At 71.6% G+C, this 4,015-nt stretch carries 4 protein-coding genes; 2 read left to right on the forward strand and 2 right to left on the reverse strand.

What is annotated here, in order from left to right:
* A partial coding sequence (locus C1I95_RS32410; protein ID WP_111219735.1) for a D-arabinono-1,4-lactone oxidase occupies positions 1 to 1,250 on the reverse strand: 1,250 nt, incomplete at its 3' end.
* A gap of 224 nt (positions 1,251 to 1,474) precedes the next feature.
* On the opposite strand from C1I95_RS32410, the gene C1I95_RS32415 reads away from it, so the two are divergent.
* Positions 1,475 to 2,116, forward strand: coding sequence for a TetR/AcrR family transcriptional regulator (locus C1I95_RS32415; protein ID WP_111219737.1), 642 nt, complete (start codon positions 1,475 to 1,477; stop codon positions 2,114 to 2,116).
* A gap of 18 nt (positions 2,117 to 2,134) precedes the next feature.
* Here C1I95_RS32415 and C1I95_RS32420 read toward each other — a convergent pair whose 3' ends face one another.
* A complete protein-coding gene (locus C1I95_RS32420; protein WP_111219739.1) occupies positions 2,135 to 3,343 on the reverse strand; it encodes an amino acid deaminase/aldolase in 1,209 nt (402 codons plus the stop codon).
* A 147-nt stretch (positions 3,344 to 3,490) separates the two neighbouring features.
* Between C1I95_RS32420 and C1I95_RS36765 the strand changes: the two genes are divergently transcribed.
* The coding region (locus C1I95_RS36765) for an MFS transporter (protein ID WP_233514025.1) at positions 3,491 to 4,015 on the forward strand (525 nt) is incomplete at its 3' end.

Genomic DNA, 4,015 nt, shown 5'->3' on the forward strand with positions numbered 1-4,015 from the left:
GTTTGGAAGTCGGGCCAGCGGGGGTAGGCGGGAGCTAGCGAGGCCGCGTCGCGCCAGTGCAGTTTGCCCCAGTGCGGGCGGCCGCCCAGCCCGGTCGCCACCTCCTCGAAGGCCCGGAAGTACGGCTCGTACGGCATGCCGACGTACTGGTGCACGGCCACGTACGCCGAATCGCGCCCGTAGGAGTGCGACAACCAGATCTGGTCGGCGGCGGTGAACCGCACCTCGACCGGGAAGAGCACCTTGAACGGTAGGCCGTCGATGATCCGGCGCAGCGCGTCGAGCGCGTCGGGCAGGGCTGCACGCGGCAGCGCGTACTCCATCTCCAGGAAGCGGACCCGGCGCGGGCTGCAGAAGACGGTGTCGGAGCGGCCGGTGTAGACCCGCTCGCTGAGCGCCCGGGCGGAGAAGGCGCTGATCCCCGGTGCCAGGGCCGGCACCGCGCGGCCGAGCCGGCAGGCTCCGGCGAAGACGGTGTTGGCCAGGAAGTCGTCGTCCAGCCAGCCGCGCCAGCGGGGCAGCGGGCGGTCGTCGGCGGCGACCCGGTCGTTGACCTTGAGTTGAACCCGGTCGGTGTACGGGAACCAGAAGAACTCGACGTGGTCGTGCCGGTCGACCAGGCCGGGCAGTTCCGCCAGCACGGAGTCCAGCGCCGCCGGGCGTTTGTGGGCTCGCAGTACGAAGGCGTCCACACAGCGCAACGTCACCTCGACCAGTACGCCGAGCGCGCCGAGCGAGATCCGGGCCGCGTCGAACACCTCGGGATGTTCCTCGGTGGAGCAGTGCAGCACCTCACCGGTTCCGGTGACGAGTGTCAACGCCTCGACGAAGGTGGCCAGACCGCCGTACGCCGCACCGGTGCCGTGGGTGCCGGTGGAGATCGCCCCGGCCACGGTCTGCGCGTCGATGTCGCCGAGGTTCGGCAACGCCAGTTGGTGACTGGCGAGTAGGGCGTTCAGCCCCCGCAGAGTCATCCCGGCCGGTACGGTGACGAGGCGCTGATCGACGTCCACGCGTACGTCGATGGCGAGTCGGGTCAGGTCCATCCGCCGTCCATCGCCGACCGCGACGGAGGTGAAGGAGTGGCCGCTGCCGACCGGGCGGATCCGCTCACCGGTCTCGGCGGCGGAACGGATCTGCTCGGCGACCTCGACGATTGACGAAGGGCGCAGGACGGCGGTCGCGACGCTGTGCTGGTTACCGGCCCAGTTGGACCAGGTGGCGGCAGCAGCGGGTGCGGTTCCGGCCATCGGCGCGCTCCTCAAAATGAATATGAACCGACTTCATATCAGGAACGTTGTTCCTGGTAAATACCGCAATCGAGGTCCGCTCGTTGTACCGGTAGTCACGGACTCGTGACTGGCAGATATGTTCTTCCGTCGAGAGGGGGTGGCGAGTGTCCACTTCAGCCGCCACGACCGGGCCGCTGCGCCGTGTACCGGTGCAGGGTCGTAGTGTCGCGCGGGTTCAGCGAATGCTGGACGCCTGCGCCGAACTCGTCGACGAGGTGGGGTACGAGGGACTGACCACCACCCTGCTCGCCGAGCGGGCCGAGGTGGCGATCGGGTCGGTCTACCAGTTCTTTCCGGACAAGCGGGCGATCGTGCAGGCGCTGACGCTGCGCACCATGGAGTCCTACCTCCAGCGGCTGGACGAGCGCTTCGCCTCGGACGACCTGACCCACTGGTGGGACGGGGTCGACGCGGGAATCGATGAGTACATCACGATGCACCGCACCGTCCCCGGGTTCCGTACCCTGCACTTCGGCGACGTGGTCGACCTGCATCTGCTCGATGAGCAGCGGGACAACAACGGGGTGATCGCGGACCAGTTGGGCCGGGTGCTCACCGAGCGGTTCGGGCTCGCCGACGTCCCCGACCTGCGCTTCCACCTGGAGATCGCGGTGGAGGCGGCCGACGCGCTGATCAAACTCGCGTTCCGGCGGAAGCCGGACGGCGACGACCGGGTGTTGACCGAGGCGAAGGCGCTGATCCGCGAGTACCTGCACCGCCAGGTGAACGCGCGGGGCGACGTCGGCCACCGGCCGGTCGGGCAACCCGCCAAGCCGGCCGACGACCAGATCTCCGAGTCGGAGCCGGCCGCGCAGCCCGCGTGACGCCGCACCCGGCCGGCGTCAGAGGAAGGCTCGACCCTCGCCCCGGTAGGTCGGCACGGTGGCCACCACCTCGTCGCCGTCCACCAGGTGCAGCTCGTTGACGCGTTCGCACAGTTCGCCGGACTTGGCGTGGCGGAACCAGACCCGGTCGCCGATGCGCAGGGTGGCGGCCGTCGTACCGGTCAGCGGGGTCTGCACCTCGCCGGCCCCCTCGGCGCCGATCAGCTTGAGTCCGGTGGGCAACCATGGCCGGGGCAGCCGGCTGTCGGCGGCCGAGCCGGAGGCGATCCAGCCACCGCCGAGTACGGTGGCCAGCCCGGGGGCCGGCCGGCGGACCACCGCGCAGGCGAAGAACGCCGCCGGGGTGGGGCGCCAGCTGCGGTAGGCGTCGAACAGCGTCGGCCCGTACAGGCCGGATCCCGCGGTGACCTCGGTTACCGCGGGATCGGCGCTGGTCGCGGCCACGCTGCCGGTGCCGCCACCGTTGACGAACTCCAGGTCGGCGTGCTCGCGTACGGCGGCCACCGCCGCACCCCGGCGGGCCAGCAGTTCCCGGTACGACCCGCGTTGGGCCAGCCGGATCGCGGCGCCGAGCACCGCCTGCCCGGGCGGTGCGTCGCCCAGGCCGGCGATCTGTGCCTCGTACGACATCAGGCCGACCAGCCGGAAGCCCGGTCGGCGGGCGACGGTGCCGGCCAGCCGGCCGGCCGCCCGGGCGGTGTGCACCGGTGAGCGGCGTACCCCGACGTGCACCCGTCCGCCCAGCAGGCGCCACGAGGCGTCCAGGTCGAGGCAGATCCGGAGTTCGGGACGGCGTCCGGGAGGGCGCACCGCGTCGCAGAGGTCCAGCTGGGCGGGGTCGTCGACCATCAGGGTGACGGCCGCCGCGAGGGCCGGATCGGCGGCGAGTTCGGCCAGCGCGCCCCGGTCGACCGTCGGATACGCCACCAGCACGTCGGCGGTCACCCCGGTCCGGACCAGCCAGATCGCCTCGGGCAGCGTGAATGCCATCACTGCGTGCCAGCCCGGCCGGGCCAGCGCGCGGGCGATCAGGTCGCGGCTGCGCAGCGACTTGCTGGCGATCCGCAGCGGCTTCCCGCCGGCTCGGGCAACGAGTGCGGCGGCGTTGGTGTCGAAGGCCGTGAGGTCGACCACCGCGTACGGCGGGTCGAGGTGCGCGGTCGCCCGGTCCAGCCGGTGGCGCAGGTTCTCGCTGTCGGTGGCCACGTGTGCACGCTAACTGTGAAACGGTTAATGCGAAACACCCTCGCGTCTGCCCGCCTGGGTCGGGCTGGCCACAGCGGCCTAGGCTCGGCGAGCAGGCGATGCACGACGGGGAGAGGTCCCTGTCGGGTCTAGAGTGTTCCACCGGGGGTGCCCAGCGATGGGCCGGCACGTGGAGGTACGGCCATCGAAAGCCAGTTCAACGGCGAGTCGTCCGGCGTGTCGCCGTCCGCGGACCAGCCAGCCGGCACAGCCGGCCCGTCGGGCGACGGGAAGAAGCAGCCCGGCGGACCGTCGGGGCCACCGGGTGCGCCCGCCGGCCAGGCCGATCTGACCGGTTACGGGGCAATCCGCTCGGTGCTGCGTATCCGGCCGTTCCGCCGGCTCTGGATCGTGCTCGGCGCGGCCTCCTTCGGCGACTGGTTCGGCCTGCTCGCCACCTCGGTCTTTGCCGCGGCCCAGGTGGAGGGGAGCACCGCGAAGGGGGTGGCCTTCGGCGGTGTGATCGCCGTCCGGCTGCTGCCGGCGCTGGTACTCGGGCCGATCGCGGGCGTGCTCGCCGACCGGTTCGACCGGCGCTGGACGATGGTCATCTGCGACGTGCTGCGCTTCCTGTTGTTCGCCTCTATCCCGCTGGTCGCGCTGCTCGGGGCGGGCGGCGCGGTGGTGGTGGGG

Origin of the sequence: Micromonospora craterilacus (genome assembly GCF_003236315.1) — a bacterium.
GTDB classification, from domain to species: Bacteria; Actinomycetota; Actinomycetes; order Mycobacteriales; family Micromonosporaceae; genus Micromonospora; species Micromonospora craterilacus.